Origin of the sequence: Plasticicumulans sp., from assembly GCF_035331805.1 — a bacterium.
Classification (GTDB): Bacteria; Pseudomonadota; Gammaproteobacteria; order Competibacterales; family Competibacteraceae; genus Plasticicumulans.
In genome coordinates this window covers 1-6,304 of the sequence record NZ_DAOLKE010000211.1, presented here as the reverse complement: position 1 = coordinate 6,304, position 6,304 = coordinate 1, and the positions used below count along the sequence as shown (strand labels likewise).

Below are 6,304 nucleotides of genomic sequence, written 5' to 3'. Positions count from 1 at the left end.
CCCGAGGCCGTCGGCCGGCTGCGCGAATGGCTCGCGCTGCCGCCGGCCGACGGCGAGGCCGAGCTGCTGCGCTGGCGCGCGCTGCTGACGCGCCAGCTCGATCGCATCGACGCCGAACTCGCGGCGCTCGCCGGCGCCGACGGCAGCCGGACGCTCGCCGCACTCGCCGCCGGCGACGGCCCGGTCGCGGTGCTGGCGCGGACGCGGCTGCAGCAGCTCGAAGCCCTCGCCGAGCGCTGCGGGCGCTTCGCCGGCGCGATGGACTTCCGCTTCCTGTACGACCCGGCGCGGCGGCTGCTGACGATCGGCTTCAACCAGTCGACGATGCATCGCGACACCAGCTACTACGACCTGCTCGCCTCCGAGGCGCGCCTGACCAGCTTCGTCGCCATCGCCCTCGGCCAGCTGCCGCAGGAGAGCTGGTTCTCGCTCGGGCGGCGGCTGACCGCGATCGGCGGCGAGGCGGCGCTGGTGTCGTGGAGCGGCTCGATGTTCGAGTACCTGATGCCGCCGCTGGTGATGCCGGAGTACCGCGGCACGCTGCTGGAGCGCACCTGCGCGGCCGCCGTGGCGCGCCAGATCGCGTACGGCCGCCAGCGCAACGTGCCCTGGGGCATCTCGGAATCCGGCTACAACGCCACCGATGCGCAGTTCAACTACCAGTACCGCGCCTTCGGCGTGCCGGGCCTGGGCCTCAAGCGCGGCCTGGGCGACGATCTGGTCATCGCGCCGTACGCGACGCTGATGGCGCTGCCGGTCGATCCGCCGGCGGCCGTGCGCAACCTGCAGCGGATGGCGGAGGCGGGCTTCCTCGGCCGGCACGGCTTCTACGAGGCCATCGACTACACGCCGCACCGGCTGCCGCCGAACGTCACGCACGCGGTGGTGCGCTCGTTCATGGCCCATCACCAGGGCATGGCCTTCCTGGCGCTGGCGCAGACGCGGCTCGGACCGCTGATGCAGCAGCGCTTCGCCGCCGACAAGGCGCTCTGCGCGACGCTGCTGCTGCTGCAGGAGCGCGTGCCGGCCAGTGCCGCCTACCGCAGCAGCGAGGAGGCCGTCGGCAGCGGCCCGAAGCCGGCCGCTGCCGGCACCCTGCCCGAGCGCCCGAACCGCAGCTTCGATACCGCCGACACGGCGCTGCCGCAGCTCGTCGTGCTGTCCAACGGCAGCCTGAACGTGCTGCTGACGCAGGCCGGCGGCAGCCGGCTGGAGCGCCGCGGGCTGGCGCTGACGCGCTGGCGCGAGGACGGCACCTGCGATGACCGCGGGCTGTTCTTCTACCTGCGCGACACGGCTTCGGGCGCCGTGTGGTCGGCCGGTTTCCAGCCGGTGCGCGTGCGGCCGCCGGTGTTCTCGGCGACCTTCTCGGAAGGGCGCGCCGAGTTCCTGCGCCGCGACGGCGACATCGAGCTGCGCATGGAGGTCGTCGTCTCGCCCGAGGACGACATCGAGCTGCGCCGCCTGCACCTGACCAACCGCGGCACGAGCGTGCGCAGCATCGAGCTGACCAGCTTCGCCGAGGTGGCGCTGGCGCCGCCGGCCGCCGATGCCGCGCATCCGGCCTTCAGCAAGCTGTTCGTGCAGACCGAGGCCGTGCCCGAGGCGCATGCGCTGCTCGCGACGCGCCGGGCGCGCGGCCACGGCGAGGCGCAGCCCTGGCTGCTGCATGCGCTGCTGCCACGGCCCGAGGACCCGAACACGGCGCTGGCGCCGGCCTCGTTCGAGACCGACCGCGCCCGCTTCATCGGCCGCACCCGCAGCAGCGGCGCCCCGCTCGCGCTCGCCGGCGCGCCGGGACCGCTGTCCGGCACCACCGGCGCCGTGCTCGACCCGGTGATCGCCATCCGCCACGTGTTCACGATCCGCCCCGGCGAGTCGATGATCGTCGATGCGCTGACCGGCGGGGCCGACAGCCGCGAGGCCGCGCAGACGCTGCTGCAGAAGTACCGCGATCCGCACATGGCCGATCGCGTGTTCGACCTCGCGTGGATCCACAGCCAGGTGGTGCTGCGCCAGCTCGGCGTCACCGAGACCGACGCGCAGCTCTACTGGGAGCTGGCGGCCTGCGTGGTGTTCTCGGACGCCCACGGCCGCGCCGACGCCGCGACCCTGCGCCAGAACCGGCGCGGACAGTCGGGGCTCTGGAGCCACGCGATCTCGGGCGACCTGCCGATCGTGCTGCTGCGCATCCAGGACGTGTCGAACCTCGATCTGGCGCGGCAGCTGATCCAGGCGCACGCCTACTGGCGCAGCAAGGGCCTGGTCGCCGATCTGGTGATCCTGAACGAGGACCACGCCAGCTACCGGCCGCTGCTGCTCGAACAGATCACCGGCCTGATCGCCGCCGGCATCGAGGCAAGCTCGACCGACAAGCCCGGCGGCATCTACGTGCGCAACGCCGAGCACGTCTCGCACGAGGACCGCGTGCTGCTGGAGTCGGTGGCGCGCTTCATCGCCTGGGACCGCAAGGGCACGCTGGAGCAGCAGCTGCGCCGCAGCGCCACGCAGCCGCTGCTGCCGCCGGTGCTGGCGCCGGCCGCCGATGCCGTGGCGCCGGCCGCGCCGGTCAGCCTGGTGCGCGAGGACCTGCTGCTCGACAACGGCTTCGGCGGCTACACGGCCGACGGCCGCGAGTACCTGATCCGCCTGCGCCCCGACGCGCCGACGCCGCTGCCGTGGGCGAACGTCATCGCCAACGCCGAAGGCTTCGGCACCGTGATCTCCGAATGCGGCTCGGCCTACACCTGGGCCGTCAACGCCCACGAGTACCGCCTGACGCCGTGGCACAACGATCCGGTCAGCGACAGCTGCGGCGAGGCCTTCTACGTGCGCGACGAGGACAGCGGCCGCTACTGGTCGCCGACGCCGCTGCCGGCGCGCGGCCGGGGCGACTACCTCTGCCGCCACGGCTTCGGCTACAGCGTGTTCGAGCACATCGAGGACGGCATCGTCAGCGAGCTGGCGGTGTGGGTCGGGGCCGGCCTGCCGGTGAAGTTCTCGCGGGTGATGCTGCGCAACGACAGCGGCCGGCCGCGGCGGCTGTCGCTGACCGGCTACGTCGAATGGGTGCTCGGCGAGCACCGCTGGAAGTCGGCACCGCACGTGATCACCGAATGCGACGCCATCTGCGGCGCGCTGCTCGCGCACAACGCCTACAGCAGCGAATTCCCGCACATGAGCGCCTTCTTCGACGCCGACCCCGGGCCGCAGCCGGGCGCGCGCAGCTACACCACCGACCGCACCGAGTTCATCGGCCGCAACGGCTCGCTGGCCGCGCCGGCGGCGATGGGGCGCACGACGCTCGGCAACCGCACCGGCGCCGGTCTCGACCCGTGCGCGGCGATCCGGCTGCCGCTGACGCTCGCCCCCGGCGAGCAGGTGGAGCTCGTGTTCCGGCTCGGCGCCGCCCCGACCCACGAGGTCGCGCAGCGGGCGGTGGCGATGCGCACGCCCGGCGTCGCGTGGCGCGAATGGCGGGCGATGCAGCTGCACTGGGAGGCGCTGCTCGACACCGTGCAGATCGACACGCCCGACCCGGCCGTCAACCTGCTCGGCAACGGCTGGCTCGTCTATCAGGTGCTCGGCTGCCGCATGCAGGCGCGCAGCGGCTACTACCAGTCGGGCGGCGCCTTCGGCCTGCGCGACCAGCTGCAGGACGCGATGGCGCTGGTGCACGCCGCGCCCCAGCGCCTGCGCGCGCAGCTCCTGCTCGCCGCCTCGCGCCAGTTCATTGAAGGCGACGGCCAGCACTGGTGGCATCCGCCGGGCGGGCGCGGCGTGCGCACGCGCTGCTCGGACGATTACCTGTGGCTGCCGCTCGCCACCTGCCGCTACGTCGGCGCCACCGGCGATACCGGCGTGCTCGACGAGGTGCTGCCCTTCCTCGAAGGCCGGCCGGTGCCGGACGGCGAGGAGTCCTATTACGACCTGCCGAGCGATTCGCAGCAGGCCGCCAGTCTCTACGAGCACTGCCGGCGCGCGATCCGCACCGGCCTGCGCTACGGCGGGCACGGCCTGCCGCTGATGCTGGCCGGCGACTGGAACGACGGCATGAACCTCGTCGGCATCGACGGCCGCGGCGAGAGCGTCTGGCTCGGCTTCTTCCTGTACACGGTGCTGCAGGACTTCGCGCCGCTGGCGGCACGCCACGGTGATGACGAGTTCGCCACGCTGTGCCGGCGCGAGGCGGCCACGCTGCGTGACAACCTCGAACGCCACGCCTGGGACGGCGAGTGGTATCTGCGCGCCTGGTTCGACGACGGCAGCCCGCTCGGCTCGCAGGCCAGCGCCGAATGCCGCATCGACGCCATCGCCCAGAGCTGGGCGGTGCTCTCGGGCGCAGCCGATCCGGCGCGCTCGGCGCAGGCCATGGACTCGCTCGAACGCCGGCTGGTGCGCCGCGAGGCCGGCATCATCCAGCTCTTCGACCCGCCCTTCAGCGGCCACGGCCCGCTCGATCCGGGCTACATCCGCGGCTATCTGCCGGGCGTGCGCGAGAACGGCGGCCAGTACACGCACAGCGCCGTGTGGGCGGTGATGGCCTTCGCCGCGCTCGGCGAGCGCCAGCGCGCCTGGGAGCTGTTCGACCTGATCAACCCGCTGAACCGCACCCGCGACGCCGCCGGCATCGAACGCTACCGCGCCGAGCCCTACGTGATGGCGGCCGATGTCTATGGCGTCGAGCCGCACACCGGCCGCGGCGGCTGGACCTGGTACACGGGCTCGGCCGGCTGGATGTACCGGCTGCTGCTCGAATCCCTGCTCGGACTGACGCGCCACGCCGATGCGCTGCGGCTCGATCCGCTGCTGCCGGACGGCTGGCCGGGCTACACGCTCACCTATCGCCACGGCGCCAGCCGCTGGCACATCGAGGTCAGCCGTGGCCGTGGCGGTGAGGGTGCGCAGCTGAGCGTCGACGGGCGCGTGCGCAGCGACGGCCGCATCCCGCTCGTCGATGACGGCGCCGAGCATCGCGTCGAGCTGAAGCTCGACGGGCGGCAGCGGCAGGCGGCGTGAGCGGCGGTCACGGACGGCCGGCAGGCCGGGATATGCCCGCCGCGGCCGCCCGCGCGCAGCTCATGTCCCGGACGGGGCCACGTGCAGCCCGAAGCCGCTGGTGCCCGGGGCTTCCAGCCCCGGGCGCAGCTGCCCGCGTGCGGCGGCTGATCGAATGGCTGGCCGGGCAGGTCGGCGGCGTGGCAGGCATCGAGCCGGTGCGCCCGCCCTCCGGGGCGCAGCCGACGGGCGGATGAAACCGCGGCCGTCCGGCCGGCGCGCAGCGGTAGTGAAAGATTGTCAGGCGCCGGTGGCCGTCCCGGGCGTTCTTCGAGAATGCGCGCGCGTTCCCCCCGGCGCAGGGCGGCGCGGCAGCACCGCGGTCCGCCTCGTTTGCACATCCACCATCAGCCACTGCCCGCACCGGCCGCCGCCGGGGCAGGCCGGGCTGCGTTTGCAGAATGCGTTTGCAGAAGGGGAGTCGGAAAATCATGTTCAGAGGCATTCTCGGGGCGGCGCTGCTGGCGGCCGTGACCTTCGTGCTGCCGGCCCGGGCGGGCGATCAGGATTTCACGCTGGTCAACCGCACGGGCGTCGAAATCCACAAGGTCTATGCGTCCCCGCACAGTTCGGACGACTGGGAGGAGGACATCCTCGGGGACGACACGCTGTCGGATGGCGAAAGCGTCAACATCACCTTCAGCCCGAAGGAGCGGGCCGCGATGTGGGATCTGCGCGTCGAGGACAGTGACGGCAACTTCATCACCTGGGAGAGCCTCGACCTGCTGCAGATCTCGCGGGTCACGCTGCACTACAAGAAAGGCAAGGTGTGGGCGACGCTCGACTGAGCGCCCGCTGGCCGCGGCTCAGCCGTCGAGGTCGAGCCGGCGGTACTCGCCGGCGAGCCGCGCACTCAGCCGCGGCAGCCGCCGCAGGTAGTGCAGCACCACCGCAAGCGCCCCGAGCCCGGCCAGCGCCAGCGTCGCCTGCACGCCGAAGTGCCCGGCGAGCAGGCCGGACATCAGGGCGCCGAGCGGGAAGACGCCGGCAAACGCCAGCACGTACAGGCTCATCGCCCGGCCGCGCAGGCGCGGCTCGACGACGGTCTGCAGCAGGCTGTTGAGCGCGGCGGCCGTCGTCATCATGCCGCCGCCGATCAGCATCATCATCCCGAGCGCCAGCGCATACGGCGGTTCGGCTGCGAGCCCGAGCAGACCGGTGGCGGCCGCGAGCGCGCTGGCGGCGGCGATGCGTTCGTAGCCGCTGCTGCGCTCGCGCGCCGCCAGCGCCAGCGTGCCGGCGATGG

At 73.1% G+C, this 6,304-nt stretch carries 3 protein-coding genes; 2 read left to right on the top strand and 1 reads right to left on the bottom strand.

Features of this window, described 5'->3' with window-relative positions; genetic code table 11:
* The coding region (locus PKE44_RS13535; RefSeq protein ID WP_324552069.1) for a glucoamylase family protein at window positions 1-5,019 on the top strand (5,019 nt) is incomplete at its 5' end.
* A 470-nt stretch (window positions 5,020-5,489) separates the two neighbouring features.
* A complete protein-coding gene (locus PKE44_RS13530) occupies window positions 5,490-5,846 on the top strand; it encodes a hypothetical protein (RefSeq protein ID WP_324552068.1) in 357 nt (118 codons plus the stop codon).
* Between the two features lie 18 nt (window positions 5,847-5,864).
* On the opposite strand, the gene PKE44_RS13525 is transcribed toward PKE44_RS13530, so the two are convergent.
* On the bottom strand, window positions 5,865-6,304 hold a 440-nt coding region (locus PKE44_RS13525), incomplete at its 5' end, for an MFS transporter (protein WP_324552066.1).

Coding starts and splice junctions, on each gene's coding strand:
- PKE44_RS13530 (WP_324552068.1), top strand. CDS start 5,490: ATGTTCAGAGGCATTCTCGGGGCGGCGCTGCTGGCGGCCGTGACCTTC.